The organism is Streptomyces mesophilus, assembly GCF_011044995.1.
Classification (GTDB): domain Bacteria; phylum Actinomycetota; class Actinomycetes; order Streptomycetales; family Streptomycetaceae; genus Streptomyces; species Streptomyces mesophilus.
In genome coordinates, this window is the sequence record NZ_JAAKZW010000031.1 from 23,669 (window position 1) to 47,693 (window position 24,025).

At 70.8% G+C, this 24,025-nt stretch carries 28 protein-coding genes, 3 tRNA genes and 1 pseudogene; 6 read left to right on the forward strand and 26 right to left on the reverse strand.

Annotated elements, in window-relative coordinates:
- Nucleotides 1-22 precede the first annotated feature (22 nt).
- The 6 genes from G6045_RS11440 to G6045_RS11465 all read right to left on the reverse strand — a co-directional run bounded on the left by G6045_RS11440 (nucleotide 23) and on the right by G6045_RS11465 (nucleotide 2,109).
- On the reverse strand, nucleotides 23-577 hold the full coding sequence (locus G6045_RS11440) for a TetR/AcrR family transcriptional regulator (protein ID WP_165331775.1): 555 nt from the start codon (nucleotides 575-577) through the stop codon (nucleotides 23-25).
- Between the two features lie 111 nt (nucleotides 578-688).
- Entirely contained in the window at nucleotides 689-1,117 is a 429-nt protein-coding gene (locus G6045_RS11445; RefSeq protein ID WP_165331776.1) for a MaoC family dehydratase, read from the reverse strand.
- Between the two features lie 2 nt (nucleotides 1,118-1,119).
- On the reverse strand, nucleotides 1,120-1,572 hold the full coding sequence (locus G6045_RS11450) for a MaoC family dehydratase N-terminal domain-containing protein (RefSeq protein ID WP_165331777.1): 453 nt from the start codon (nucleotides 1,570-1,572) through the stop codon (nucleotides 1,120-1,122).
- Between the two features lie 109 nt (nucleotides 1,573-1,681).
- On the reverse strand, nucleotides 1,682-1,846 hold the full coding sequence (gene rpmG, locus G6045_RS11455; protein WP_003948671.1) for a 50S ribosomal protein L33: 165 nt from the start codon (nucleotides 1,844-1,846) through the stop codon (nucleotides 1,682-1,684).
- A gap of 85 nt (nucleotides 1,847-1,931) precedes the next feature.
- Nucleotides 1,932-2,004: transfer RNA gene (locus G6045_RS11460), tRNA-Met, on the reverse strand.
- Between the two features lie 32 nt (nucleotides 2,005-2,036).
- A tRNA-Thr gene (locus tag G6045_RS11465) sits at nucleotides 2,037-2,109 on the reverse strand.
- A gap of 243 nt (nucleotides 2,110-2,352) precedes the next feature.
- Here G6045_RS11465 and G6045_RS11470 point away from each other — a divergent pair.
- Both G6045_RS11470 and G6045_RS11475 read left to right on the forward strand, forming a co-directional pair.
- On the forward strand, nucleotides 2,353-3,603 hold the full coding sequence (locus tag G6045_RS11470) for an amidohydrolase family protein (protein ID WP_165331778.1): 1,251 nt from the start codon (nucleotides 2,353-2,355) through the stop codon (nucleotides 3,601-3,603).
- Nucleotides 3,604-3,887: 284 nt separating this feature from the next.
- Nucleotides 3,888-4,547 carry an NAD(P)H-binding protein gene (locus G6045_RS11475; RefSeq protein WP_165331779.1) on the forward strand — a complete coding sequence of 220 codons (660 nt, stop codon included), beginning with the start codon at nucleotides 3,888-3,890 and terminating at the stop codon, nucleotides 4,545-4,547.
- 66 nt (nucleotides 4,548-4,613) lie between these two features.
- Here the strand turns inward: G6045_RS11475 and G6045_RS11480 are convergent, their stop codons facing one another.
- From G6045_RS11480 to G6045_RS11495, 4 genes are read right to left on the reverse strand one after another with little or no spacing between them, the layout of a single operon-like run.
- Entirely contained in the window at nucleotides 4,614-4,883 is a 270-nt protein-coding gene (locus tag G6045_RS11480) for a DUF3817 domain-containing protein (RefSeq protein ID WP_165331780.1), read from the reverse strand.
- A 2-nt stretch (nucleotides 4,884-4,885) separates the two neighbouring features.
- Entirely contained in the window at nucleotides 4,886-5,341 is a 456-nt protein-coding gene (locus G6045_RS11485) for a hypothetical protein (RefSeq protein ID WP_165331781.1), read from the reverse strand.
- A complete protein-coding gene (locus G6045_RS11490; RefSeq protein WP_235967801.1) occupies nucleotides 5,338-5,742 on the reverse strand; it encodes a hypothetical protein in 405 nt (134 codons plus the stop codon). The genes G6045_RS11485 and G6045_RS11490 overlap by 4 nt, the downstream gene beginning before the upstream one ends.
- 42 nt (nucleotides 5,743-5,784) lie before the next feature.
- On the reverse strand, nucleotides 5,785-6,513 hold the full coding sequence (locus G6045_RS11495; protein WP_206343615.1) for a DJ-1/PfpI family protein: 729 nt from the start codon (nucleotides 6,511-6,513) through the stop codon (nucleotides 5,785-5,787).
- Between the two features lie 286 nt (nucleotides 6,514-6,799).
- Here G6045_RS11495 and G6045_RS11500 point away from each other — a divergent pair, with 286 nt between their 5' ends.
- Nucleotides 6,800-7,738, forward strand: a complete 939-nt coding sequence (locus tag G6045_RS11500) for a GlxA family transcriptional regulator (RefSeq protein WP_165331782.1) — start codon at nucleotides 6,800-6,802, stop codon at nucleotides 7,736-7,738.
- Nucleotides 7,739-7,797: 59 nt separating this feature from the next.
- Here the strand turns inward: G6045_RS11500 and G6045_RS11505 are convergent, their stop codons facing one another.
- Nucleotides 7,798-8,820: an NAD(P)-dependent alcohol dehydrogenase gene (locus G6045_RS11505; RefSeq protein WP_165331783.1), complete on the reverse strand. Its 1,023-nt coding sequence runs from the start codon at nucleotides 8,818-8,820 to the stop codon at nucleotides 7,798-7,800.
- Between the two features lie 103 nt (nucleotides 8,821-8,923).
- On the opposite strand from G6045_RS11505, the gene G6045_RS11510 reads away from it, so the two are divergent.
- Complete coding sequence (locus tag G6045_RS11510; protein WP_165331784.1) at nucleotides 8,924-9,637, forward strand: TetR/AcrR family transcriptional regulator; 714 nt, start codon at nucleotides 8,924-8,926, stop codon at nucleotides 9,635-9,637.
- Nucleotides 9,638-9,737: 100 nt separating this feature from the next.
- Here G6045_RS11510 and G6045_RS11515 read toward each other — a convergent pair whose 3' ends face one another.
- The 4 genes from G6045_RS11515 to G6045_RS11530 all read right to left on the reverse strand — a co-directional run bounded on the left by G6045_RS11515 (nucleotide 9,738) and on the right by G6045_RS11530 (nucleotide 11,890).
- Nucleotides 9,738-10,388 carry a DUF998 domain-containing protein gene (locus G6045_RS11515; RefSeq protein ID WP_165331785.1) on the reverse strand — a complete coding sequence of 217 codons (651 nt, stop codon included), beginning with the start codon at nucleotides 10,386-10,388 and terminating at the stop codon, nucleotides 9,738-9,740.
- A 114-nt stretch (nucleotides 10,389-10,502) separates the two neighbouring features.
- On the reverse strand, nucleotides 10,503-10,703 hold the full coding sequence (locus tag G6045_RS11520) for a hypothetical protein (RefSeq protein WP_165331757.1): 201 nt from the start codon (nucleotides 10,701-10,703) through the stop codon (nucleotides 10,503-10,505).
- Between the two features lie 401 nt (nucleotides 10,704-11,104).
- Nucleotides 11,105-11,692 (reverse strand): hypothetical protein, encoded by a 588-nt coding sequence (locus G6045_RS11525; RefSeq protein ID WP_165331786.1) that lies wholly within the window; start codon nucleotides 11,690-11,692, stop codon nucleotides 11,105-11,107.
- A 116-nt stretch (nucleotides 11,693-11,808) separates the two neighbouring features.
- Nucleotides 11,809-11,890 (reverse strand) — tRNA-Tyr (locus G6045_RS11530).
- Between the two features lie 213 nt (nucleotides 11,891-12,103).
- Between G6045_RS11530 and G6045_RS11535 the strand changes: the two genes are divergently transcribed.
- Entirely contained in the window at nucleotides 12,104-12,592 is a 489-nt protein-coding gene (locus G6045_RS11535; protein ID WP_165331787.1) for a YajQ family cyclic di-GMP-binding protein, read from the forward strand.
- A 108-nt stretch (nucleotides 12,593-12,700) separates the two neighbouring features.
- Here G6045_RS11535 and G6045_RS11540 read toward each other — a convergent pair whose 3' ends face one another.
- Nucleotides 12,701-12,973, reverse strand: coding sequence for a GlsB/YeaQ/YmgE family stress response membrane protein (locus G6045_RS11540; RefSeq protein WP_165331788.1), 273 nt, complete (start codon nucleotides 12,971-12,973; stop codon nucleotides 12,701-12,703).
- 139 nt (nucleotides 12,974-13,112) lie between these two features.
- Here G6045_RS11540 and G6045_RS11545 point away from each other — a divergent pair, with 139 nt between their 5' ends.
- Nucleotides 13,113-14,414, forward strand: a complete 1,302-nt coding sequence (locus G6045_RS11545) for an APC family permease (protein ID WP_165331789.1) — start codon at nucleotides 13,113-13,115, stop codon at nucleotides 14,412-14,414.
- A 60-nt stretch (nucleotides 14,415-14,474) separates the two neighbouring features.
- Here the strand turns inward: G6045_RS11545 and G6045_RS11550 are convergent, their stop codons facing one another.
- The 10 genes and pseudogenes from G6045_RS11550 to G6045_RS40860 form a co-directional block, all read right to left on the reverse strand.
- On the reverse strand, nucleotides 14,475-14,876 hold the full coding sequence (locus G6045_RS11550) for a YccF domain-containing protein (protein WP_165331790.1): 402 nt from the start codon (nucleotides 14,874-14,876) through the stop codon (nucleotides 14,475-14,477).
- 195 nt (nucleotides 14,877-15,071) lie between these two features.
- Entirely contained in the window at nucleotides 15,072-15,935 is an 864-nt protein-coding gene (htpX, locus tag G6045_RS11555; RefSeq protein WP_165331791.1) for a zinc metalloprotease HtpX, read from the reverse strand.
- Between the two features lie 200 nt (nucleotides 15,936-16,135).
- Entirely contained in the window at nucleotides 16,136-17,680 is a 1,545-nt protein-coding gene (locus G6045_RS11560) for an NADH-quinone oxidoreductase subunit N (protein WP_165331792.1), read from the reverse strand.
- Nucleotides 17,677-19,275: a complex I subunit 4 family protein gene (locus G6045_RS11565; RefSeq protein WP_165331793.1), complete on the reverse strand. Its 1,599-nt coding sequence runs from the start codon at nucleotides 19,273-19,275 to the stop codon at nucleotides 17,677-17,679. The genes G6045_RS11560 and G6045_RS11565 overlap by 4 nt, the downstream gene beginning before the upstream one ends.
- A gap of 3 nt (nucleotides 19,276-19,278) precedes the next feature.
- Nucleotides 19,279-21,294, reverse strand: coding sequence for an NADH-quinone oxidoreductase subunit 5 family protein (locus tag G6045_RS11570; RefSeq protein WP_165331794.1), 2,016 nt, complete (start codon nucleotides 21,292-21,294; stop codon nucleotides 19,279-19,281).
- Nucleotides 21,291-21,674: an NADH-quinone oxidoreductase subunit NuoK gene (gene nuoK, locus G6045_RS11575; protein WP_165331795.1), complete on the reverse strand. Its 384-nt coding sequence runs from the start codon at nucleotides 21,672-21,674 to the stop codon at nucleotides 21,291-21,293. The genes G6045_RS11570 and nuoK overlap by 4 nt, the downstream gene beginning before the upstream one ends.
- Nucleotides 21,674-22,291: an NADH-quinone oxidoreductase subunit J family protein gene (locus tag G6045_RS11580; protein ID WP_408056326.1), complete on the reverse strand. Its 618-nt coding sequence runs from the start codon at nucleotides 22,289-22,291 to the stop codon at nucleotides 21,674-21,676. The genes nuoK and G6045_RS11580 overlap by 1 nt, the downstream gene beginning before the upstream one ends.
- Nucleotides 22,288-22,851, reverse strand: coding sequence for a NuoI/complex I 23 kDa subunit family protein (locus tag G6045_RS11585; RefSeq protein ID WP_165331796.1), 564 nt, complete (start codon nucleotides 22,849-22,851; stop codon nucleotides 22,288-22,290). Before G6045_RS11585 ends, G6045_RS11580 begins: the two co-directional genes overlap by 4 nt.
- Nucleotides 22,851-23,819, reverse strand: a complete 969-nt coding sequence (locus tag G6045_RS11590; protein WP_165331797.1) for a complex I subunit 1/NuoH family protein — start codon at nucleotides 23,817-23,819, stop codon at nucleotides 22,851-22,853. The genes G6045_RS11585 and G6045_RS11590 overlap by 1 nt, the downstream gene beginning before the upstream one ends.
- A pseudogene (locus G6045_RS40860) lies at nucleotides 23,816-24,025 on the reverse strand (NADH-quinone oxidoreductase subunit C); the annotation flags it as partial. The gene G6045_RS11590 and the pseudogene G6045_RS40860, both read right to left, overlap by 4 nt.

Below are 24,025 nucleotides of genomic sequence, written 5' to 3' on the forward strand. Positions count from 1 at the left end.
CACGCTTGCCGTACGGCGCCGCCTACTTCGGCTGCACCTCTTCGTAGAACCCGGTCCACACCCGGTGCTCGGGCTGGAACCCCATCGACACCAGGACGTTGACGAGCATCCCGTACGCGAGGAACTGCGTCGTCTCGCCGACCTCCGCACCCATCGCCAGGTTGCAGACGTCGTACATCTCCATCCACTCGGCCCGCAGAGCCTCGCCGAACTCGCTGTCGCCCGCAGCCTCCGCGGACGCGACGGCCACGTACATCTGCATCTGCATGAGCAGCTTCTCGGGGTCGTCGGCGATGAGCGCCTGGTACGCCTCCCCCATGGCCTTCGTCGCCTCCTGACCCTGGAGCCCTTCGGACGCACGCCGGAAAACTTCGGTGACGTCCTGGCAGCAGCGCCGGGAGGCTTCGAGGAAGATCGCCTGCTTCCCGGCGAAGAGCCGGAAGAGATACGGCTGCGAGACGCCGACCCGCTTGGCGATCGTCTCGGTCGAGGTGCCGTGGTAGCCGCCCCGGGAGAACTCGGTGACCGCCGCCCGGATGACGCTCTCGCGCCGCTCGTCCGCACTCATTCTGACCATGCGGCTAAGTTAGTGGCCAATCACTATCTACGTCAAGAGGTACGAGAAAGGGCGCCCCCGGCGTGGGGCGCCCTCTACGTTCTCTCAGCCCAGACCGCCCTCGCGACCGTCTCAGACCAGCTGGACGACAGCCCGCGACATCCCGAGCACCTTCTGCCCGGCGCTCATCGCGAGCAGATCCACCCGCACCCGGTTGTCGTCGAGCTTGGCCGCGACCTTGGCACTGACCTCGATCTCGGCGCCCTTGCCGTCGTTCGGCACGACGACCGGCTTGGTGAAGCGCACGCCGTACTCGACGACCGCGGCCGGGTCCCCGGTCCAGTCGGTGACGACGCGGATCGCCTCGGCCATGGTGAACATGCCGTGCGCGATCACGTCCGGAAGCCCGACCTCGACCGCGAACTTCTCGTTCCAGTGGATCGGGTTGAAGTCACCGGAGGCGCCCGCGTACTGCACGAGCGTGGCGCGTGTCACGGGGAAGGTCTGGGCCGGCAGTTCGGTGCCGACCTCGACATCTGCGTACGAAATCTTCGCGCTCATCGTCACTCTCCGTCCGCAGCGCGCGCGACGAGCTTGGTCCACGCGGTCACGACATGCTCGCCGGCCTCGTCGTGGACCTCGCCGCGGATGTCCAGGATGTCGTTGCCCGCCATGGACTTGATCGCCTCGATGGTCGAGGTGACGGTGAGGCGGTCGCCCGCGCGCACGGGGCGCGTGTAGGCGAACTTCTGGTCGCCGTGCACGACGCGGCTGTAGTCCAGGCCGAGCTGCGGGTCCTCGATGACCTGGCCCGCCGCCTTGAACGTGATGGCGAACACGAAGGTCGGCGGCGCGATCACATCGCTGTGGCCGTACGCCTTGGCGGCCTCGGTATCGCGGTAGACGGGGTTGGCGTCGCCCACCGCCTCGGCGAACTCGCGGATCTTCTCCCGGCCGACCTCATAGGGGTCGGTGGGCGGGTAGGTCCGCCCGACGAAGGACTGGTCGAGCGCCATGGGCTCGGCACCTCCTGCAACAGATGGGGACGTACTGCTGGGTACTGCAGGTGAAAACGACGCGAGGCCGCCCCCAAATGAATGGGGACGGCCTCGTGTACGAGCCTTGTTATCGCGTCTCGCGGTGCGCGGTGTGCGCGTTGCAACGCGGGCAGTGCTTCTTCATCTCAAGACGGTCCGGGTTGTTACGCCGGTTCTTCTTGGTGATGTAGTTCCGCTCCTTGCACTCCACGCAGGCCAGCGTGATCTTCGGGCGGACATCGGTGGCAGCCACGTGAGTGCTCCTTGATGAACGGATGGTATTAACGCATAGAAGAGTAGCCGACCGGAGGACCGACCCCACAATCGGCTACTGTCAGTAGCGGTGACCGGACTTGAACCGGTGACACAGCGATTATGAGCCGCTTGCTCTACCGACTGAGCTACACCGCTGTGATGCAGGCCACGAGATGTGGTTGCACCAGAGCCCCAATGCGGAATCGAACCGCAGACCTTCTCCTTACCATGGAGACGCTCTACCGACTGAGCTATTGGGGCGAGCGATGAAGACATTACACGGTTGGTTGCCGATCGCCCAAATCCTTATGTCCTGCCTGGGCTGAGGCCCTCCCCGAGTGCCTCACGCGCCCCCTGCACCACACCGGTACGACTATTTCGCTCCTCCTCGAAGCGGGCCGTACGGCGCCCTAGGCTCGGAACACGCTGCGTGATCTTGATCGTCACGCTCTCCTGTTCCCCGCACTGTTCCCCCGCCCTCTCTTCCCCCGCCTCTGGAGCGCGATGCCCGACAGCCAGCCGCAGCCGCCGCACCGCGACGGCGCAGCCGAGGAGACCGCCTCGCTTCTGCTGTGCGGGGCGCGGCTCACCGACGGTCGCACGGTGGACGTACGCCTCGGGCGCGGGCGGATCGAAGCGGTCGGTACGGCGGGGTCGCTGGCCGCGCACTCCTCGCGCGTGGATCTGAGCGGCTATCTGCTGCTTCCGGCGCCGGCCGAGCCACACGCGCACAGCGACACCGCACTCGCCGCGGACGGTGACGGGCCGGTCTCGTACGACGTGACGGATGTTCAGCGGCGCACCACCGAGGCCGCGTTGCTGCAGCTCGGGCACGGTGCGACGGCGCTGCGCTCGCATGTGCGGATCGGTGATGTGCAGGGGCTCGGGCCGATGGAGGCGGTGCTTCAGGCGCGGCGTTCGCTGCGCGGGCTCGCCGAGTTGTCGGCGGTGGCGGTGCCGCGGCTGCTGACCGGGGTCGCCGGTGCGGACGGTCTGGCGATGCTGCGCGACGCCGTGAAGATGGGCGCCTCCGTGGTGGGCGGCTGCCCGGACCTCGACCCCGACCCCACCGGTTACGTGGAGGCGGTCCTCGAAGTGGCCGCCGAGCACGGCTGTCCCGTCGATCTGCACACCGACGGTCTCGACCCGGCCCGGCTCTCGCGCCTGGCGGCGATGGCGGGCGGGCTGCGGCCCGGCGTGACCATCGGCCCGCTCGGCGGGCTCGGGCGGGTGCCGCGCGAGGTGGCCGTGCGGTCCGCGGAGGCGCTGGCGGCGGCGGGCGTGCGGGTCAGCTGCCTGCCGCAGGGCGACTGCGGCGGACTCGGACGGCGCGGAAATACGACGGCTCCGGTACGGCTGCTGCGCACCGCGGGCGTACGGGTGGCGGCGGGCAGCGGGGCGCTCAGGGATCCCGCGAACCCGGTCGGCCGCGGGGACCCGCTGGAGGCCGCGTATCTGCTGGCCTCGCAGCACGGGCTCGACCCGGCCCTGGCCTACGACGCGGTCTGCGGTGAGGCACGGGCGGCGATGGCGCTGCCCGAGGTACGGGTCGAGGCGGGCTTTCCGGCCGAGCTCCTCGCGGTCCGCGGCGAGGGCCTCGCGGGCGCGCTGTCCCTCGCGTACAGCAGGATCGTGGTGCACCGCGGGCGGGTGGTGGCGCGCACCAGTGCCGTACGGGAGTACTGCGATTCGGCGGCGGCCGTCGCGCTGGATCTGCCGCGGCAGGGGCGGGCCAAGGGCAAGGAGCCTTCCTGACGTCCCTTGCGGGAGTGGGGAGTTGAGGGCCGGCCGCGATGCGCGGCGGGCTTCCTCTGCGCCTGGCGGGCGTCCGTACGCGAGGGCTTGAGGCGTATCGGGCGGGCGGCGGCGACCGTATGCGGAGCGTTGCGTACGGGCGGAGGCGACCGTAGGCGGAGCGTTGCGTACGGGCGGCATGGCGGGGAACATTCCGGGGCTCTCGCGGTGAACATTGAGCGGGCGCGCACGGCGCCCTTCTCGCCGAGGCGGCGGGTCAGGGCTGCTCGGCGTACGGTCGGAGCATGCGCATTGTCATCGCCGGGGGACACGGTCAGATCGCGCTGCGGCTCTCCAGGCTGCTGGACGCGCGCGGTGGATACGAGGTCGCGGGGCTCATCCGCAATCCCGCGCAGGGCGACGATCTGCGGGCGGCCGGCGCCGAGCCGGTGCTGTGCGATCTGGAGTCGGCCTCCGTCGAGGAGGTCGCGGCACACTTGCAGGGCGCCGGCGCGGCGGTCTTCGCCGCGGGCGCGGGCCCGGGCTCGGGTGCGGGGCGCAAGGACACGGTGGACCGGGCCGCGGCGGTGCTGTTCGCCGAGGCGGCCGAGCGGGCCGGGGTGCGCAGGCACATCGTGGTGTCGTCGATGGGTGCGGATCCCGCGCACCAGGGCGACGAGATCTTCGACGCGTATCTGCGGGCCAAGGGCGAGGCCGATGCGTACGTGCGCGGCTGCGAGGGTCTGGACTGGACGATCCTGAAGCCCGGGCGCCTGACCGACGGACCCGGTACGGGTCTGGTGCGGCTCGAGGCGTCGACCGGGCGCGGCGACATCGCGCGGGAGGATGTGGCGGCGGTGCTCGCGGAGCTGGTCGACTCCTCGGCGACGGCCGGGCTGACGCTGGAGCTGATCGACGGGACGACGCCGGTGGCCGTGGCGGTGAAGGACGTGGCGGGCAACTAGGGCCTGGGCCTGCCCCCTTTCCGTACGGAGCCTGGTGGGCGGCTTTGGGTCGTTCGGCCGCGTGGCTCACTGTCTTCGTGAGTGGCCCGCACCGGCGGTGAATTGACGGAGCGCCAGGAGACCGCCGATGCCGGGCAGGACGGCGGTGGCCTTGGTGGTCGCGCCGGCTCCTTCGATACGCCAGGTCGCGGCGATGACGACGAGGTAGGCGCAGCCGTGGGCCGGACCCATGAGGGAGGAGACCGGCTTCAGGTGGACGGTGGCGAGGTTGGCCAACAGGAGGATCAGGGAGACCAGTTCCGCGTTCGCGGCGAGGCGCAGGGGGCGGAGGTTCACGGTCAGGCACCCGTCGTGGAGCCGGGGCGGATGATCATCAGGACCGTGACGGTGGCCCAGAGCAGGTTGAAGATTCCGGTGAGCATCGACAGGCGGGCGGCCGCCCTCGTACCCGTACTCCCCGGCGCGGCGAGCGCCTGCTCCTGAGCCGGCAGAAGCAGCAGGGCAAGCACCGCGGCGGCGCCTGCGGTCAGCACGATCGAGGCGATCAGCCAGGCGTCGCCCAGGACCCCGAGGCTGCTCGCGGTGGCGAAGCCGAAGACCGGCACGGCGAGGCCGACGGCGGCGTACACGCGGCAGATGCGGTGGAGTGTGCGCAAGGTGGTGCGGCTGTCCTGGTCGTCCGGTGCGCTCTGCGCGCGGCGCAGGGCCGGCGGGAACATGCTGGCGGCGACGGTGACCGGGCCCACGGCCACGATGGCGGCCAGGACGTGAAGGGCGAGGAAGAACTTGGTCATGGTCGGCGGCCCGCATCGGTCTGCGGGGTGCGGCGCACGCCGGTGACCTTGGAGGCCGGGAGGCGGCCGGCGCGGGAGGTGCCGGTCAGGGTGTCGCCGTCGAGCGTGACGGCGAACTCCAGGTTCAGGCGCAGGGGCTTGGTGATGGCCTGCTTCCAGGTGAGCCGGTCGCCGTCCAGGACCAGCCCGGTGAGCGGGACCTCCTCGCCGGTACCGCGGGCTGTTCCGGTGAGGGCGCCGTCTCCGCGTACGAACTCGGCCTCGGCTTTGATCCGGCCGACGGGGGTGGCGATGGTGAGGTCCCAAGTGCCCTCGGGGTGGGGGTGGTTGGGGCTGCTGGGACTGTTGGGGTGGTTGGTGGCTTCGGGGTGGCTGCGGTTGGCGGGGTCTTCGGCCGGCATGCGTGGTTCCTTCGGTGAGGCGGGGGCAGTGCTGGGGTGCGGTCAGAAGGCGGCCGGTTCCGGGCCGGTGTTGCGCCAGACGGTGCCGCGCCGCTCGTACGCGAAGAGCGCCTCGACGGCATGGGCGATACGGGGGCCCAGCTCGCGCTCGAGGAGGTAGAGGGCCAGGTCGAGCCCCGAGGTGACGCCGGCGCCGGTGACCAGGTCGCCGTCGTCGACGATGCGAGCGTCGACCGCGTGGGTGCCGGTGGCGTCCAGGAGGTCGAGGCCCAGGTGGTGGGTGGTGGCGTGGCGTCCCTCGATGAGGCCGGCCATGGCGAGCAGGGCGGAGCCTCCGCAGACGGTGGTGACGGTGATCTCGGGGTTCTCCATCGCCGCCTTCAGGAGGGCGGGGAGGTCGGTGGTGAGGGTGCGTCCGAGGAGTACGGGGATGGGTTCGGGCTCCATAGGGCCGAGGGCGTCGATGGAATCGAGGTCGGCGTCGGCGTCCAGTTGAGGGCCTGCGTCGAGTTGAGGGTCTGCGTCGAGTGCGCCGATCCGGCCCGAGGCGCCGGGGAGCAGGATCAGCCCAGAACGCGTCGGATCCAGGGCGGCCGTGGTTCTGAGCGCCAGCCCGCCGGTCCCGCTGACGACCTCGCGCGGGCCTTCGGCGGAGACCAGCTCGACGGTCAGCTGTCCGCGGGCGGCGACCCCGCCCGCGGACAGGACCTCGAAGGGAGCGATGGCGTCGAGCGGATCGAAACCGTCGAACAGGACGATCTGGGCGTGCAGGGGCATGACTGTCCGGGGCATGAGCGTCCTGGGTCCTCACGGGTGCGGGCGGGTGCGGGCGGGTGCGATGCGCGGGAGTCGGGGGTTGCCGATCCGGGCACGCACCGAAGCTAATCCGCGCTCCCCTTCGCCTCCCAGTGGCGTTTGTGACAGGTCTCAACGGAATAGTGCCAACACGATTCCAGGGGAGTCCTCATGTGGCCGCACTCCTCTGAACTGCAGAGAAGGAAGCGCGTAGCTCTCCGCACCGGCTTGCGAGGATGCGGCGGGACGGTAGATTCCCGCCATGCACACCATCGCCGTGCTCGCGCTCGACCAGGTGATCCCGTTCGACCTCTCCACGCCGCTCGAGGTCTTCACCCGCACCCGCCTCCCGGACGGCCGGCCCGGCTACCAGGTCCGTGTCTGCGCCGCGACGCCGGAGACCGACGCCGGGGCCTTCGTGCTGCGCGCTCCCTGGGGGCTCGACACGCTCCAGGAGGCGGACACGATCATCGTGCCGGGCACGTCCACGGCCGGCGCCCCGATCCCCGCGGACGTACGGGAGGCGCTGTGCGGTGCGGCCGCGGCAGGGACCCGTATCGCATCGATCTGTTCCGGCACCTTCGTCCTTGCCGCCGCCGGGCTGCTCGACGGGCTGCGCGCCACCACCCACTGGCTCGCCGCCGGCGCCCTGGCCGCCGCGTACCCGGAGATCGATGTCGACCCGGACGTCCTCTACGTGGACAACGGGCAGATCCTCACCTCGGCCGGCGCCGCCGCCGGCCTCGACCTGTGTCTGCACCTGATCCGCCGCGACTACGGATCGGCGGTCGCCGCCGACGCGGCCCGGCTCTCGGTCATGCCGCTCGAACGGGAGGGCGGACAGGCGCAGTTCATCGTCCGGGACCACGCCCCGGCCCCGCAGGGCTCCACGCTCGAACCCCTGCTGCTGTGGCTCCAGGACAATCTGTCCCGCGAACTCACCCTCGCCGATATCGCCGCACAGGCCGGCGTCAGCACCCGCACCCTGATCCGCCGGTTCACGGAACAGACCGGCTCGACCCCGCTCCAGTGGCTGCACCGCGCCCGCATCCGCCAGGCGCAGCACCTCCTGGAAACCACCGCCCACCCCGTCGAACGCATCGCCACCCGGGTCGGCTTCGGCTCCCCCACGGCTTTCCGTGACCGCTTCAAGCGGACGACCGGGGTGAGTCCGCATGCCTATCGGCGGGCTTTCAGCTGACTTCGTACGTCCTCCGTACGGTGTTACGGGGTCACGCGCTTTTACGGGGTCAGGCGCTTTTACGGGGTCACACGCACCACGTACTTGCCCCGTACCCCGCCCGACTCCAGCGCTCTGTGGGCCGCCGCCGTCTCCTCCAAGGCGAAGACCTTGTCCACCGCCGGACGCAGTTTGCCCTCGGCCACGTGGCGGGCGAGGTCGTCGAAGTCCTCGCGCAGGGGGTTGCCGCTGAAGAAGCGCACCCGGCCGCGTCCGTGGACCGCGGTGGCCGCGATGGAGCCGAGCGACGCGACGGGCCGTGACAGATCGAAGGCGATGGTGACCATGCGTCCGCCGGGCGCGAGGAGGCGGCGGAAGGTCCGCAGGTCGCTCCCCACGGTGTCCAGAACCACGTCGAAGCGGCCCAGCTCCGCCGGTTGCACGGCCCGGTGGTCCACGGCCTTGTGGGCGCCCAACTCCCGTACGAAATCGAGGTTGGCGGCGCGGGCGAGGGCCGTGACCTCCGCGCCGTACGCCCGTCCCAGCTGTACGGCGGCGCTGCCGACGCCGCCGGCGGCTCCCCGTACGAGCAGACGCTCCCCGGGCCGCAGCCCGGCCTTGTCCCGCAGGGCGGTGACGGCCGTGGTGGCCACGGGCAGCGCGGCGGCGTCCACCGGATCGAGGCCCTCGGGTACCCGGCCCAGGCGCTTGACCGGCACGGACACGTACTCGGCGGCGCTTCCGAAGCCGGAGGAGCGCCCCAGGACACCCCAGACACGGTCCCCGACCGCCGGTTCCGTCATGCCCTCGCCGAGCGCCGGTTCCGTCACACCTTCGCCGGCCCCTGGCTCCGTCACACCTTCGCCGAGCGCGGCGAGCTCGCCGGTGAAGTCCAGGCCGACCCGCTGGGGGAACTTCCGTCCGGTCAGGAGGCGGATGCGGCCGGAACGGGCCGCCAGTTCACCGCCGTTGACGCTGAACGCGTGCACCCGTACGAGCACCTCGCCGGGAGCCGGTTCGGGGCGTGGCACCCGGCCCACATGGAGCACCTCCGGGCCGCCGTAGCGGTCGTAGAGCACTGCCTTCATCGTGCGGTCGTTCATCGTTCTCACCTTTGGTCGCGGGGCCGTCGGGAGGGGCCCGTCATCGACCGTAGGCTCGTAAGTGGACGACATCGTCCGTTTGAGCCGGAGGTGAGAGACAGTGGTGGCGGAATCGTCTCGGATGAGGGGTGCGGAGGCAGGCGGGCTGCGCGCGGACGCGCGGCGCAATCGGGAGCGCATCCTGGTCGCCGCCCGCGCGGTCTTCGCCGAGCACGGCATCGAAGCGCCCATGGCGACCGTGGCCCGCAGGGCCGGGGTCGGGGTGGCGACGCTGTACCGGCGGTTCGAGACCCGGGACGCCCTGGTGCGGGCCGCCTTCGCGCAGCAGATGGAGACCTGCGCGCGGGCGCTGACCGAGGCACTCGCCGACGCCGATCCCTGGCGGGGGTTCCGGCGGCTCGTCGAGACGGCCTGTGCGCTGCAGCGGGAGGAGCGGGGGTTCCCGGCCGCGTTCGTCGCCGCCTTCCCGGACGGCACGTCGGAGCACGCACCGACACGGGACCGGGCCGAGCGCGACCTCAGGACCCTGATCCGCAAGGCCCAGGACGCGGGCGCGCTGCGGACCGACTTCCACCCGTCCGACCTCGCCGTCGCCCTGCTGGCCCACTGCGGCCTGGTGACCGCGCTGCCGGGCGATGAAGCCGCGTCCCGGCGCCTGGTCGCGTATCTGCTCGAGTCGTTTCGCGCCGGACCGTCCAACGGGCCGCTGCCGGACCCGAGTTCGCTGTCCCTGCACCACTTTCCTGTCGCGGCCGACAATGTCCGGGGCGGCACCTCCGGGCGGCCTAGTCCGCCGCGGGGAGCTCGCCGGGCGTGACGCCGGGTGCCTAACGCCGGGCGCCTGACGACGGGCGCCTGACGCCGGGTGCCTGCCGACTGTGTAGCTCCGCGGTCGCGGCATGGCCGGCCGCCCCGCATCAGGCGGCGAGACGCAGCTCGGAGGTCGGCGTCCACCGCTGCACATACCGTCCGAGTACGCCGACCATCGCGACCTCGCAGCCCAGGAGCCCCCGCTCCACCAGGCCGATGAGTTCACGCCCGCCCGGTCCGGCCACGTAGGCCATGAGCACCGCACCGGCCAGCGCGGCCAAGGACAGGGCACGCAGCCGCAGAACCGCTCCCGTAGCACCCGGCAGAGCACGCGTCCGCCGGTCCAGCAGCAGCCCGGCGAGGGGCAGCGCGACGAACGCCGCGATGGAGGCGTACCGGTGGACGTAAGCAGGCGCGCCGAGGTCGGAGGTCAGCGGATCGGTGGGCACCACGGCCGCGACCAGCAGCCCCACCCCCCAGACGGTCAGCAGAACGGACGGCAGCCCGCGTACGGGCAGTCGGCGCGCCCTGGCCACCAGCAACAGCACCAGCGAGACGGCGCCGAGCAGCCCCATCGTCATCTCGATCGGACCTCCGCGGTCCAGCGCGGCGAAGTCGCTGACGGTCAACTGCAACGGGCTGAGCCCCGGATCGTTGACCGACGGCGCCCACAGGGCGGCGGTCACGGCGAGGACGACGGTGATCCACACGGTGGGAGCGAGCAGGTGGCGGTGACGACGGAACCTCGACGCGATCATGTCCTCAGCGTGCCGCCGCACAGGCCCACGGGACATCGGGGCATACCCCGACTGTCTCCCTACCGCGACCCTTAAGTACCGCCGTAAGTCGTAAGCCGTAAGCCGTAAGGGCGGTCAGTCGCGGGCGCGACGCCAGTTCGGCGGGATCAGCACATGCCGTCCCGTGAACGATGCCTCGCACGACGGGTCGCCTTCACGGTCAACCACCGTGGTCCTGCTGCCCGCTTCCCACTGCAGGCCGGCGTCACAGACATGGCAGTAACCGGCGAACCGCCGGTACGGCGGGGGCACTTCATGCGGCTTCGGCTTCCCCATGGAGCCAGCGTAGAAGCACGCCTGGTCAGGCGCCGGGTTCCTCCTGGAGGGCGCGGACCTCGATCCTGCCGCGCAGCGCTCGCGAGGCCTGCTTGGTCGCGGTTGGCGTCATCCCCCTCGGCCAGACCGAAAGCGCAACGCAGCGCCGTCGCCTGGGGATGGGGCAGCGCGTCCAGCCGATCCAGGTGGGGAAACAGGAGTTGGTGCAGACCGCCGTACGCCGGCTCGTAGTCGGACTCGATCCCCGCCACGGCCGTTGGGCGTTGGGCGTTGGGCGTTGGGCGTTGGGCTCGGGTGAGGCCGCGGCGGTCTTCGGGTCGGTCGGGGCGGGTCGGGTCGGTCGGGCCGGGTCGGTCGGGCCGGGCCGGGTCGACGAACGGCGAGCTTCGGCGCCTGTCCTGTCAGAGCTTGCCGGCGAGCAGTACGGTCCGGTGGCCACCGAGACGGCGTGAGAAGTCCGCGACGAACTCGGGGCGCAGGGTGGGCCAGTTCCAGAACGTGAAGCCGAGATGGCCGAACGCGAAGTACTCGTCGGCCCAGAGCCACGTGTGCACGGGAGCTGCCCGGCCGCAGGACGGGCACGCGACGGGCTCATCGTCACCGTCGGCCCAGGAGCCCACCGCGTCCGCGAACAGGGCCCACGCTTCCTCGATGGGCGACCAGCGCTCGTCGACGAGGGGCATCTGCACCGCGCAGTGCGGGCAGGTGACGGCCGAGGGTTCGCCCTGCCCGGCATCGAAGACCGTACGCCCCACGGTGACGTGCAGACCGTTGCTCCACACACCGGCCAGCCCGGGATCCGGTTCCTCGACGGCTTCGCCGTAACCCGCCCCTGGCGCGTGCCCGGCGTCGGCGCCGAGGACGCAGTCGGTACGTTCCGCGGAGACGAAGCCGTCCGCGATCAGCCAGTCGAGAATGTTCGCCGCGAGCCCCTCCGCCTCCCCTGGCGTGGCCTCGGTGTCGACGATCGTCTGAAACCAGTCGCCCATGACTTCCCCTCCAGTGCTCGCGCGTCCAGCGTGTCCGGTCGGCTTGCCGGATGAGGCCATGAAGAAACCCCCTCCGCCCTGCGTTTCCGCAGTTCGGAGGGGGTTTCACCTTCATGTGGCGGCGCCAGGATTCGAACCTGGGAAGGCTGAGCCGGCAGATTTACAGTCTGCTCCCTTTGGCCGCTCGGGCACACCGCCGGGGATGCCGCCTCGGAGGTCTCGCTTGCGCGGTGCTCCGTGGCAACGACGTAAACGATACCTGATGACCGGGGGTGCTCCGCCACCCGATTGATCTGCGTCCGGGCCCGGGCCGGGTGGCTAGGCTTTGCGTATATCCGTAGCCGTATCCGTAGCCCGTATCCGCAGCCCGATTCCGTAACCCGTACGCATCCACGCAAGGAGCCACAGGACATGGCCGACTCCAGTTTCGACATCGTCTCGAAGGTCGAGCGGCAGGAGGTCGACAACGCCCTCAACCAGGCCGCCAAGGAGATCTCGCAGCGCTACGACTTCAAGAACGTCGGTGCGTCCATCGACTGGTCCGGCGAGAAGATCCTGATGCAGGCGAACTCCGAGGACCGCGTCGCCGCCATCCTCGACGTCTTCCAGTCCAAGCTGGTCAAGCGCGGTATCTCGCTGAAGGCGCTGGACGCCGGTGAGCCGCAGCTGTCCGGCAAGGAGTACAAGATCTTCGCCTCCATCCAGGAGGGCATCACGCAGGACAACGCCAAGAAGGTCGCGAAGATCATTCGCGACGAGGGTCCCAAGGGCGTCAAGGCTCAGGTACAGGGCGAGGAGCTGCGGGTCAGCTCCAAGAGCCGTGATGACCTGCAGGCCGTGCAGACGCTGCTCAAGCAGCAGGACTTCGACTTCGCGCTGCAGTTCGTCAACTACCGGTGAGCCACCGCTGACGGCGCACTGCTGACGGCGCACCGCTGACGACGCACCGCTGACGACGCACTGACGACTGGGGCGGTACGAGACTCTCGTACCGCCCCAGTCGTCATGTCAGCGGCGCGACCGTGAGTGGCCGAACAAGATGCGGTACGCGATCAGCAGGGCCAGGGAGCCCGCGATCGCCGAGATCCATGTGGCCGTGTCGTAGAAGTCCGTGGCGATCGGGCGGTCCAGGAAGCGGGACGAGGCCCAGCCGCCGAGGAACGCGCCGGCGATGCCGATGAAGGTCGTGCCGATCAGGCCGCCCGGGTCGCGGCCGGGGAGCAGGATCTTGGCGATGACGCCGGCGAAGAGCCCGAGGACGAGCCACGCGATGATGCCCATGGGGTGAGCTGCCTTTCCGCGGTGGAGCGCCGCGGAAGAGAACAGTCCGAGGCACCCGCGCAATGTCCGGGTTGCGGTCCTGTGAAGAGGGACGGGCGGGGCCGGTGACCTGGTTGCGGGCGTCAGTAGGGTGCGGCGTATGACACACGGGCAGGCCGGCGGACAGGCGGGCGGAAAGCCGCACGCGCAGCCGCAGGAGTCGGCGAGCGCCCCGGCTCAGACGCTGCGTCGGACGCTCGGGTTGTTCGACGCCGTCACCATCGGGCTCGGGGCCATGATCGGGGCGGGGATCTTCGCGTCGCTCGGGCCGGCCGCGGATGCTGCCGGGTCCGGGCTGTTCTACGGCCTCGCGATCGCCGGTTTCGTCGCGTACTGCAATGCCATGGCGTCGGCGAGGCTCGCGGCGCTCTATCCCGTCGCAGGCGGGACGTATGTCTACGGGCGGGAGCGGCTCGGGGAGTTCTGGGGCTATCTCGCCGGGTGGGCGTTCGTCGTCGGCAAGACCGCCTCGTGTGCGGCGATGGCGCTGACCGTGGGGACCTATGTGTGGCCCGGGCAGGCGCATGCGGTGGCCGTCGGGGCGGTGGCGATGCTGACGGCCCTGAACTGTCTGGGAGTTCAGAAGGCCGCCTGGATGAATCGCGTGATCGTCGCTCTGGTGCTCAGTGTCCTCGCGGCCGTGGTCGTGGTCTGCGTGGGGAGTTCACAGAGCGGTACGGAGGGGGCTCCGGCGGGCGTGACCGGTGTTCTGCAGAGTGCTGGCCTGCTGTTCTTCGCCTTCGCCGGGTACGCGCGGATCGCCACGCTCGGCGAGGAGGTACGGGATCCGGCGCGGACCATCCCGCGCGCGATCCCGCTCGCGCTCGGCATCACGCTCGTCGTGTACGCCGCCGTGGCCCTGGCCGTCGTCTCCGTGCTCGGCACGGGCGGGCTGGCCACGGCGAGCGCCCCACTGGCCGACGCGGTGCGGGCCGCGGGCGCGTCCGGCCTCGCCCCCGTCGTACGGGCCGGGGCGGCCGTCGCCGCGCTGGGGGCGCTGCTCGCGCTGATCCTCGGGGTGTCGCGCACGACGCTCGCCATGGCGCGGGACCGGCATCTACCCGGCGTACTCGCCGCTGTGCACCCGCGATTCCAAGTGCCGCAGCGGGCCGAGATCGCGGTGGGTGTGGTGGTCGCGGTGCTCGCCGCGACGGCCGATCTGCGGGCCGCCATCGGGTTCTCGTCGTTCGGGGTGCTGCTCTATTACGCGATCGCCAATGCCTCGGCGTGGACGCTGAGTTCGCGGCTTCGTGCCCGGGCGCTGCCCGCGCTGGGGCTCGTGGGGTGCCTGGTGCTCGCGGCCACGCTTCCGGCGTCGTCGGTGCTGTGGGGCGCCGTGGTGATCGCGGTGGGCGCGGGGGTGTTCTTCGTACGGCGGACGCTCATCCCCGTACGGAAATGATCAACACCCCCGACAGTGGCCACCCTTCCCACAGTGGCCGACACCCCACGCGCTCCCGCTCTACCAGCGACCCGTGGCCGCGAACGCCTCGTCCGTGCGCACGATGTCGCGGCCGAGCGGCATCAGCGAGATCGGGATCAGCTTGAAGTTGGCGAGGCCCAGCGGGATGCCGATGATCGTGATGCACTGCAGGACGCCCGTGACGATATGGGCGAGGGCGAGCCACCAGCCGGCCAGGACCAGCCACAGGACGTTGCCCACGCAGGACGGTGCGCCGGCGTCGCGCTTCTCCACGGTCGTGTAGCCGAACGGCCAGAGCGCATAGACGCCGATACGGAACGCGGCTATGCCGAACGGGATACCGATGATGGTGATGCAGAGGATCACGCCCGCGAGCAGATAGCCCAGGAAGAGCCAGAAACCGCTCAGGACGAGCCAGATGATGTTCAGGATGGTCTTCACTTCGGGCGACCTGCCTCGCTATCGGCGTCATACGGCATACGCGACGTCGTACGGCGTTGTACGGCGTCCCTTACGTGATCTGAGACGCGAACGGGCCGCTGCCGGATCCCGGTTCCGACCCTGACTCGACCCTGATCGTGGACGAGGACTCGCCCCTGACCGCGGACGAGCACTCGACCCTGACCGCGGCCGAGCTCACCGCTGGCGGCCGGCCATCTGTTCCAGGCGGGCGATGCGCTCGGCCATCGGCGGGTGCGTCGAGAACATCTTGGACATGCCCTGCCCCGGACGGAAGGGGTTGGCGATCATCATGTGGCTGGCTGCCTCGATCTTGGGCTCGGGCGGCAGCGGCAGCTGCTTGGTGCCGGCATCGAGCTTGCGCAGGGCGTCGGCGAGCGCGAGCGGATCGCCGGTGAGCTGAGCGCCGGAGGCGTCCGCCTCGTACTCGCGCGAGCGGCTGATCGCCAGGCGGATCACGGAGGCGGCGATGGGGCCGAGCAGCATGATCAGGAGCATCCCGAAGATGCCCGGGCCTTCGCGGTTGCTGGAGCCGCCGGAGGGGATCAGCCAGGCGAAGTTGACCAGGAACATGATCACGGAGGCCAGGGCGCCGGCCACCGAGGAGATCAGGATGTCGCGGTTGTAGACGTGGCTGAGCTCATGGCCGATGACGCCGCGCAGCTCGCGCTCGTCGAGGATCCGCAGGATGCCCTCGGTGCAGCAGACCGCGGCGTTACGGGGATTGCGGCCGGTCGCGAAGGCGTTCGGAGCCTCCGTCGGTGAGATGTACAGCCGCGGCATGGGCTGGCGGGCCTGGGTGGAGAGCTCGCGGACCATCCGGTAGAGCTGGGGCGCCTCGAACTCGCTGACCGGGCGGGCGCGCATCGCCTTGAGGGCCAGCTTGTCGCTGTTCCAGTACGCATAGGCGTTGGTGCCCAGGGCCACGAAGAGCGCGACGATCAGTCCCGTACGCCCGAAGAAGCTGCCGATGACGAGGATGAGTGCGGACAGGCCCCCGAGCAAAGCGGCGGTCTTGAGACCGTTGTTACGGCGGTGCACGACTGCGCCCTCCTGGTGGTGCGGCAGGGGAACCCTTTGCTGACTGGCTTCCACTTTCCAGTGGACCCTCCCTGCCTGGTCAACGCCAGGCGGGAAGGCTGAGTTCCCCGGCCGCGGGCCGGGAGGGCTGGACCGATCGGGTGAGGGGCCCGGTGGGGGCGACGAAGAATTGCCTGCTCAGGGGACGAAGACTCCCCTGCTCAGAAGAGGACGGACTCCGAGAAGCGCAGCACCATCTGGGGCGCGCCGGACAGGACGATGCCCACGAGCGCGGTGACGGCGATGGCGGCCGTGAGCGGCAGCGGGAGCGACGCGGTGCGGGCGGGAACATCGCCCTCGCGTACGGGAGCCTCGCCCTCGGGTGTACGGAACAGCAGCGCCGTCCAGCGCAGGTAGTAGTAGAGCGCGATCACGACGTTGAGGGCCATGACGACCGCGAGCCAGCCGAGCCCCGCGTCGACCGCCGCCTGGAAGACCGTGACCTTGGCGAACAGGCCGATGATGCCCGGCGGCAGTCCGGCCAGGCAGAGCAGGAAGAAGCCGAGGGCGAGCGCGGCCAGGGGATGGCGGGCGTACAGGCCGCGGTAGTCGGTGAGGCGGTTCTCGGGTGTGCTGCGGGCGACCAGGGCGGCCACGGCGAAGGCGCCGAGGTTCACGGCGGCGTACATCAGGGCGTACGCGACGGTGGCGCCGATGGCGTCGGCCGGATCGTCCACATAGCCGGCGGCCGCGATCGGGACGAGCAGATAGCCGGCCTGGCCGACCGAGGACCAGGCGAGCAGGCGTACGGCGCTGAAGGCGCGGCCCGCCTGCTGGCGCAGGGCCGCGACGTTGCCCGCCGTCATGGTGAGGGCGGCGAGCACCGCGAGCGCGGGGGCCCAGACATCCGCGTACGAGGGGAAGGCGACGACCGTGACCAGGATGAGGCCGGTGAAGCCGACGGCCTTGCCGACCACCGAGAGGTACGCGGCGACCGGCAGCGGGGCGCCGATGTAGGTGTCGGGGACCCAGAAGTGGAAGGGGACGGCGGCCGTCTTGAAGGCGAAGCCGACCAGGGTGAGGGCCACACCGGTGCGGGCGAGGGTCTGCAAGTCGCCGTCGACCTCCGTGAGCTTCACGGCGATCTCGGTCAGGTGCAGGGTGCCGGTCGCCGCGTACACGAAGCTGCCGCCGAGGAGCGTGACGGCGGTGGCGGTGACCGAGGACAGGAAGAACTTCAGGGCCGCTTCGGAGGAGCGGCGGTCCCCGCGGCGCAGGCCGACCAGCGCGAACGCCGGGAGCGAGGCGACCTCGAGGGCCACGACGAGCGTGGCGAGGTCGCGGGATGCGGGGAGCAGGGCGGCGCCGGCGGCGGAGGACAGGAGCAGGAACCAGTACTCGCCCGCGGGGAGTTCCTTGTCCTTCAGGGGGCTTACGGAGAGCAGCGCGGTCAGCAGCGCGCCGCCCAGGACCAGGAGCTGGATGACGACGGTGAAGCGGTCGGCGGTGTACGAGCACACGCCGGCGTCGCCGGTCAGGCAGAAGGTCTCGCGGTCGCCGTCGAGGAGCAGGAGCAGCGAGGCGAGGGCGGCGGCCAGGCCGGCCAGGGAGATCCAGCCGAGCAGGGGCTTCCGGTTCTCGGGCACGAACAGGTCGGCCACGAGGACGGCCAGGCCGACGACCGCGGCGATGGTGGGCGGGGCGATGGCCGTCCAGTCGACGGACTGGACGAGGCTCACGCCGGCTGCGCCTTCGGCGACGTTCATGCCTTGCCTCCTGCGAGGAGCTTCTGCACGGCCGGGTCGGTGAGGCCGAGCAGCAGCGCGGGCCAGAGTCCGGCGAGGACGGTGAGGGCGACGAGCGGGGTCCAGGCAGCGAACTCGTAACCCTGGATATCGGCGAGTGCCTGGGGCTTCTCCTGCGGATCGCCCATGCAGATCCGGCGTACGACGAGGAGCATGTACGCGGCCGTCAGGAGCGTGCCGAACGCGGCGATCGCCATGAAGGTGAGGAAGGCCGGGCGGCTGAGGTCCTCGGCGGGCCTGAACGCGCCGAACAGGGCGAGCATTTCGCCCCAGAAGCCCGCGAGTCCGGGGAGCCCGAGCGAGGCGACGGCGCCGAAGGCGAGCAGGGCGCCGAAGCGGGGGGCCTTGCCGTAGAGGGCCTGGCCGGTCTGGCCCGCGAGGGCGTCGAGGTCGGTGCTGCCGGTGCGGTCCTTCAGCGCGCCGACCAGGAAGAACAGCAGGCCGGTGATGAGGCCGTGGGCGATGTTGGCGAAGAGCGCGCCGTTGACGCCGGTCGGGGTCATGGTCGCGATGCCGAGGAGCACGAAGCCCATATGGCCGACGGAGGAGTACGCGATGAGGCGCTTGAGATCGCCCTTCGCGCCCTTGCGGGCCAGGGCCAGGCAGGCGAGCGATCCGTAGATGATGCCGACGACCGCGAAGGCGGCCAGGTAGGGCGCGAACTCCCGCATGCCGTCAGGAGTGATGGGGAGCAGGATCCGCACGAACCCGTACGTGCCCATCTTGAGCAGGACGCCCGCGAGGAGCACCGAGCCGACGGTCGGTGCGGCGGTGTGGGCGTCGGGAAGCCAGCTGTGCAGAGGCCACATCGGGGTCTTCACGGCGAGGCCGATGCCGATCGCCAATACGGCGATGAGCTGCACGGACGTGGTGAGTTCGCGGCCGTTGTCAGTGGCGAGTGCGAGCATGTCGAAGGTGCCGGACTTCAGCCCGATCAGCAGGAGTCCGAGCAGCATCACGACGGAGCCGAGCAGTGTGTAGAGGATGAACTTCCAGGCAGCTTGCGTGCGTTGGGCGCCGCCCCAGCGTGCGATGAGGAAGTACATCGGGATGAGCACCATCTCGAACGCGAGGAAGAACAGGAGCAGATCGAGGACGGCGAAGGTGGCGAGGGTGCCCGACTCCAGGACCAGGATGAGGGCGATGAATGCCTTGGGGGACGGGCCTGTTGCCCGCGGCGCCAGCCGCTGATGTTGCTGCTTGAAGTAGCTGTAGAGCGCGCAGAGGAAGGTCAGGAGCGCGGTCAGTACGAGGAGGGGGAGCGAGATGCCGTCGACACCGAGGTGGATCCGCACGTCCAGTGCCGGGATCCAGCTGATGTCGGTCGTGGCCTGCATCGTGGCCGGGTGGTCGTGGTCGAAGCCGAGGGCGAGGACCACGGCCGCGATGAGGATGACACCGGTGACGGTCACGCCGTGGCGCAGTACGGCCTGGTCCGGGGACTTCCCCTTCAGCCCGGGCGGGGCGGGCAGCAGTGCCGCGGCGGCGCCCAGGAGCGGTCCTGCCACGATCAATGCCAGAAGGAACTGCATCACGGACTCGCTGATATCGATCACGGCTCAGGCTCCCGCTGCGACGAGGACGGCGGCGACGGCGAGGACGACCGAGCCGGCGAGCAGGGCGCTCAAGTAGGTCTGCACGTTGCCGGTCTGGGCTCTTCTGACCAGGGTGCCGAGGAGGTTGGCCGTGTTGCCCGCGCCGCGTACGTAGGTGTCGACGACCTCGCGGTCGAGGAAGCGGACGAGGCGGGCGGCGGCCTGGGTGGGGCGGACGAACAGGGCGGTGTAGAGGGCGTCCAGGTGGAAGCCGTTGGCCGCGGCGTGGTGGAGCGGGCCGAGCAGGAGACGGCCGGGGTCGGCCGAGTCGGGTGCTTCCGCGATCGAGCCGTAGACGGGGGTGTGCGCGGTGATGGCTTCCGCCTCGGTGGCGGCGGGGCCTTCCTCGGGGTGCGCGGCGACGGCGCCGAGCGGCTCGCGTCCGTCGACGGCCAGCGGTGCGCGGGCGGCCATCGCCGAGCTGTGGCGCCAGGCTCCGTAGGTGACGATCACGCCGACCAGGGCGAGGCCCGTGGCCAGGACCGAGGTGGTGAGCGTCGGGGTCAGGTCGTGGCCGTCGAACCAGTCGGGGAGCACACCGAAGCTCAGGCCCGCCGTGAGGGAGGGGATGGCGAGGACCCACAGGACCGAGGTCATGGCGAGCGGCTGCCTGCCGTGGTCGGGAGCCGCGGGGCCGGAGCCGCGGAAGGCGAGGAGCCAGAGGCGGGTGGCGTACGCGGCCGTGAGCAGGGCCGTGACCAGGCCGGCGACGAGGACGATCCAGCCGGCGGTGGCGGGGGCGAGCTCGCTGTGTCCGGTGGCGGTGTGCTCGGCGGCGCCGAGGACGGCCTCCTTGGAGAAGAAGCCGCTGAAGGGCGGGATCGCGGCGAGCGCGAGCAGCGCCACGCTCATCGTCCAGAAGGCGTCGGGGACGCGGTCGCGCAGATTGCCCATACGGGACATCGCGGCAAGGGAGTTGGTGCCCGCGGCGTGGATGATCACGCCGGCGGCGAGGAAAAGGAGCGCCTTGAAGGCGCCGTGCGACAGGAGGTGGAAGACGCCGGCGCCGCGGTCACCGACGGCGAGCGCGCCGGTCATGTAGCCGAGCTGGCCGATCGTCGAGTACGCGAGGACGCGCTTGATGTCGTCCTGCGCGAGCGCGGCGAGCGCCGAACCGGCCATGGTCACGGCGGCCATGACCGCGAGCACGATCAGGGCTGCCGCGGAGGCGGCGAACACCGGGAGGAGCCGGGCCACGAAGTAGACACCGGCGGCGACCATCGTCGCGGCGTGGATCAGCGCGGAGACCGGCGTGGGGCCGGCCATCGCGTCGGGCAGCCATGTGTGCAGCGGGAACTGCGCCGACTTGCCGGCCACACCGGCGAGCAGGAGCAGGGCGATCAGGGTGGGGTGGTCGAGCCCGCCGGCGGCGACCTTGTCCAGGATCGTCGTGATCCGGAACGAGCCGGCGTCCGCGGCGAGCGCGAACAGACCGATCAGGAAGGGGACATCGCCGAGCTTGGTGACCAGGAAGGCCTTGAGGGACGCGGCGCGCGCCTCGGGGGTCTCCCAGTAGTGGCCGACCAGGAAGTACGAGCAGATGCCCATGATCTCCCAGCCGACCAGGAGCACCATCAGGTCGCCCGAGAAGACGACGAGCAGCATCGCGGAGGTGAAGAGCGAGACCAGGGCGGCGTACGAGGGGTAGCGCGGGTCGTCGCGCAGATACGCCGTCGAGTAGATCTGTACGCACGAGGCGACCACCCCCACGAGGACGGCGGTGAGGACCGCGAACCCGTCCAGGTGGAGGGCGAGTTCGATCGGGACCGAGCCGGTCGGGGTGAGTTCGGTGGCCGCGTCGATCGCGCGGTCGCCGCCCTGGCGCAGGGCCACGACGACGGCGAGGCCGAGCGCGGTCAGCGTGGGCAGGATCGCCAGCGGGCGGACGAACCCGGGGGCCTTGCGTCCCAGGAGCAGACCGGCGACGGCGCCGAGGAACGGAAGGAGGGGTACGAGAACGGCGAGGGTCGTGGTCGTCACGCGGCGGCCTCTGTGGTGTGTGCCGGTGCTGCGGCTTCTTCGGGTGCGTCGTGGTCGCCGTCGTCGGGGCCGTGGCCTTCGGCGGTGTCGCGGAGTCTGTCGACGTCCGAGGTGCCGCGGTTGCGGTACACCATCAGCACGATCGCGAGGCCGATGCCGATCTCGGCGGCGGCGATGGCGATCGTGAAGAGGGTGAGCGCCTGGCCCGCGTGCAGGGCGTCACGCAGCCAGACGTCGAACGCGACGAGGTTGAGGTTGACCGCGTTGAGCATCAGCTCGACGGACATCAGGACCAGGATCGCGTTGCGGCGGGCGAGCACCCCGTACAGGCCGACGCAGAAGAGGAGCACTGCGAGCACGGCGGGATAGGCGAGGTGCATCAGCGCTGCTCCTTGTCCGTGGCCGAAGTGGGCGTGCCAGCGGCTTCGGCGGTCTCGGCGTCGCCGTTCTTGCGGGAGAGGACGATCGCGCCGACCAGGGCGGCGAGGAGCAGGACGGACAGGGCCTCGAAGGGCAGCACCCAGTGCCGGAACAGGATCGTGCCGGTGACCTCGGTGGAGCCCTGGGCCGCACCGTCGAGGTCGATCCACTGCGTACGGAAGGCGTCGACGACGACCCAGACCAGGGCGCCCGCTGAGGCGATCGCGACCGCGAGGGCGACCCAGCGGTTGCCCGAATCGGCGTCCGGGGAGCGGCCGATGGGGGCCTTGGTGAGCATCAGACCGAACAGGAGGAGGACGACCACGGAGCCGACGTAGATCAGCACCTGTACCCAGGCGATGAACTCGGCGGTGAGCAGGAGGTACTCGACGGCGAGCCCGCCGAGCGCGACCACCAGCCACAGGGCGGCGTGCACCAGCTGCTTGGTGGTGACGGTGATGACCGCGGCGCCGAGCGTCGCCATGCCCACGAGCAGGAAGGCGATCTCGACACCGGTCGGTGAGAGGAAGCCCTGGGGGGCGGTGGCGGCGAGGGTCACTGGGGGTCCGAGGGTCACTGGGGGTCCTCCCCCGGCTGGGGCGCGGCGGCGGCCTGTTCGGCGGCGAGCTTCTCGGCGGCCTTGCGGGCGGCGGCGAGCTCCTTGGGCTCCTCCGCCGCCTCGTCCAGCGCCGGCGGCGCGGGCACGGTCCACATCCACTCGCGGAGCTTGTCGCGCTCGTGGGTGAGTTCGTGGATGTCCGTCTCCGCGTACTCGAACTCCGGTGACCAGAACAGCGCGTCGAAAGGACAGACCTCGATGCAGATACCGCAGTACATGCAGAGCGAGAAGTCGATGGCGAAGCGGTCGAGGACGTTGCGGCTGCGCTCGCGGCCGCCCTCGACTGCCGGTGGCACCGTCTCCTTGTGGGAGTCGATGTAGATGCACCAGTCGGGGCACTCGCGGGCGCAGAGCATGCAGACCGTGCAGTTCTCCTCGAACAGGCCGATCACTCCGCGCGTACGGGGCGGGAGTTCGGGCTGTACGTCGGGGTACTGCGCGGTGACGGTCTTCTTCGTCATCGTGCGGAGGGTCACGGCCAGGCCCTTGGCGAGGCCCGAACCCGGGATGGGAGCCACTAGTTGATCGCCACCTTCACGATGCCGGTGAGCGCGATCTGCGCGAGCGCGAGCGGGACGAGGACGGTCCAGGCGAGCTTTTGCAGCTGGTCCTCGCGAAGGCGCGGATAGCTCACGCGGAGCCAGATCACGAGGAAGGCGAGGATGCCGGTCTTCGCCAGGGTCCACAGCCAGCCGAGACCGTCGGCGCCCCACGGGCCGTGCCAGCCGCCGAGGAAGAGGACGGTGGTCAGGCCGCACAGGACGACGATGCCCGCGTACTCGGCGAGCAGGAAGAGGGCGAAGCGCAGACCGGTGTACTCGGTGTACGCGCCGAAGATGATCTCGGAGTCGGCGACCGGCATGTCGAAGGGCGGGCGCTGCAGTTCGGCGAGCCCGGCCACGAAGAAGACCAGGGCGCCGACGATCTGCCAGGGCAGCCACCACCACTCGAAGGCGTTCAGGATCCCGGGCAGCGAGACCGTGCCGGCCGCCATCGCGACGGAGGCGGCGGCGAGCAGCATCGGGAGTTCGTACGCGAGGAGCTGGGCGGCGGTGCGCAGGCCGCCGAGGAGGGAGTACTTGTTGGCGGAGGCCCAGCCGGCCATCAGCGAACCGAGGACGCCGACGCCCATGACGGCGAGCACGAAGAAGATGCCGGCGTCGACGACCTGACCGACCGCGCCCTCGCCCGGGCCGATGGGGATCGCGACCAGGACGAGGAGGTACGGCAGGAGGGCGACGGCGGGGGCGAGTTGGAAGACCCGTCGGTCGGCGTTGGCCGGGACGATGTCCTCCTTCTGCGCGAACTTGACCCCGTCGGCGACCAGCTGGGCCCAGCCGTGGAAGCCGCCCGCGTACATCGGGCCGAGGCGGCCCTGCATATGGGCCATCACCTTGTGCTCGGTCTGCCCGACGATCAGCGGGAAGGTCAGGAACACGACGAAGACGACGAGCAGTCGCAGGGCGACGTCGAGTACGTCGTTCATGCGCGGTCGCCTCCGGCGGGGGGTTCAGGGTCGGGGTCCGCGTCGCGGTCCGGGTCCGGGGCGGGCTCGGGTGTCGGGTCGGGTTCGGGCTTGGGAGCCGGGGCGGACTCGGGGGTCGGGTCCGAGGCAGGCTCCTCGCCGGCGAAAGCCGGGCGCGGGTTGTGCCAGGGAGCGTCGGACGGCGTCGCCGCCTGGCCGGCCGAGCC

Bases quoted from the DNA above. Each gene is read 5' to 3' on its own strand.
- G6045_RS11545 (WP_165331789.1), top strand. From the start codon at position 13,113: ATGACACACGGGCAGGCCGGCGGACAGGCGGGCGGAAAGCCGCACGCG.
- G6045_RS11505 (WP_165331783.1), bottom strand. From the start codon at position 8,820: ATGAACGACCGCACGATGAAGGCAGTGCTCTACGACCGCTACGGCGGC.
- G6045_RS11445 (WP_165331776.1), bottom strand. From the start codon at position 1,117: ATGAGCGCGAAGATTTCGTACGCAGATGTCGAGGTCGGCACCGAACTG.
- G6045_RS11490 (WP_235967801.1), bottom strand. From the start codon at position 5,742: ATGCCGGCCGAAGACCCCGCCAACCGCAGCCACCCCGAAGCCACCAAC.
- G6045_RS11560 (WP_165331792.1), bottom strand. From the start codon at position 17,680: ATGAACGTCGCCGAAGGCGCAGCCGGCGTGAGCCTCGTCCAGTCCGTC.
- G6045_RS11475 (WP_165331779.1), top strand. From the start codon at position 3,888: ATGCGCATTGTCATCGCCGGGGGACACGGTCAGATCGCGCTGCGGCTC.
- G6045_RS11540 (WP_165331788.1), bottom strand. From the start codon at position 12,973: ATGGGCATCATCGCGTGGCTCGTCCTCGGGCTCTTCGCCGGCGTCATC.
- G6045_RS11520 (WP_165331757.1), bottom strand. From the start codon at position 10,703: ATGGGGAAGCCGAAGCCGCATGAAGTGCCCCCGCCGTACCGGCGGTTC.
- G6045_RS11590 (WP_165331797.1), bottom strand. From the start codon at position 23,819: ATGAACGACGTACTCGACGTCGCCCTGCGACTGCTCGTCGTCTTCGTC.
- G6045_RS11515 (WP_165331785.1), bottom strand. From the start codon at position 10,388: ATGATCGCGTCGAGGTTCCGTCGTCACCGCCACCTGCTCGCTCCCACC.
- G6045_RS11470 (WP_165331778.1), top strand. From the start codon at position 2,353: ATGCCCGACAGCCAGCCGCAGCCGCCGCACCGCGACGGCGCAGCCGAG.
- G6045_RS11485 (WP_165331781.1), bottom strand. From the start codon at position 5,341: ATGACCAAGTTCTTCCTCGCCCTTCACGTCCTGGCCGCCATCGTGGCC.
- G6045_RS11450 (WP_165331777.1), bottom strand. From the start codon at position 1,572: ATGGCGCTCGACCAGTCCTTCGTCGGGCGGACCTACCCGCCCACCGAC.
- nuoK (WP_165331795.1), bottom strand. From the start codon at position 21,674: ATGCACCTCGCCTATCCCGCCGTGCTCGCAGTGCTCCTCTTCTGCGTC.
- G6045_RS11535 (WP_165331787.1), top strand. From the start codon at position 12,104: ATGGCCGACTCCAGTTTCGACATCGTCTCGAAGGTCGAGCGGCAGGAG.
- G6045_RS11440 (WP_165331775.1), bottom strand. From the start codon at position 577: ATGGTCAGAATGAGTGCGGACGAGCGGCGCGAGAGCGTCATCCGGGCG.
- G6045_RS11500 (WP_165331782.1), top strand. From the start codon at position 6,800: ATGCACACCATCGCCGTGCTCGCGCTCGACCAGGTGATCCCGTTCGAC.
- G6045_RS11525 (WP_165331786.1), bottom strand. From the start codon at position 11,692: ATGGGCGACTGGTTTCAGACGATCGTCGACACCGAGGCCACGCCAGGG.